At 60.8% G+C, this 706-nt stretch carries 1 protein-coding gene; it reads right to left on the reverse strand.

The features are described from left to right. Positions 1–245: 245 nt before the first annotated feature. A partial coding sequence (locus FQ320_RS25310) for an IS5 family transposase (RefSeq protein ID WP_148476009.1) occupies positions 246–706 on the reverse strand: 461 nt, incomplete at its 5' end.

The raw sequence follows: 706 nt of genomic DNA on the forward strand, positions 1-706 counted from the left end.
TCGATCAGATCCGGGTCAGAGAAAGCAGCATTTGCGCAGGAGCCACGAGCTCGGTCTGTTGATATGCCTCTGGTCCGCGCATCGCCATACCGGCCCGCGGTCACATCAGAACCGCACACAGAGGCCTGATACATGACCGCACCCGATCACACGCTCGCGCCGTTCAAAAACCACTTGCATCAATGGGGGCATCCATACATGCACAAATCGTCTGATGGCCAGGCTACCCCTTTCCCCGGACGGACTTATCCAACGGCCTCTGTGACTGGTATGCCAAGGGCGGTGTAGCCGTTCATGATGGCGATGCGGACTTGGACTTCCGCGACCTGACGGTCGAAGTCCCGCGCCATGAGGCGCTGTCCCAGCAGTTTCATGCAGTGCATCTTGGTCTCGACGCGGCTTCGGCGGTGGTATCCGCTCCAGTTTCGCCAGATCGAGCGGCCGAGGTATTTTGATGCACGCAAAGCCTCGTTTCTGGCCACCGCCCCCGCGGTGACGGTCTTCCACAGCTTCGCATTTTTGCGCGGCGGGATGACAGCATGAGCACCGCGCTCGGCGATGGCATCATGGCACTTGCGTGTGTCATAGGCACCGTCTGCGGTGACGCTCGCGATCTCCTCTTGGGCTGGGATCTGGCTGAGCAGGTCAGGCAGGATAGGTGCATCGCCGATATGGCTCCCGGTGATCTCGACAGCCCGGACCTCCA

The sequence above is a fragment of the Oceaniovalibus sp. ACAM 378 genome, from assembly GCF_008085915.1.
Taxonomy (GTDB): domain Bacteria; phylum Pseudomonadota; class Alphaproteobacteria; order Rhodobacterales; family Rhodobacteraceae; genus Oceaniglobus.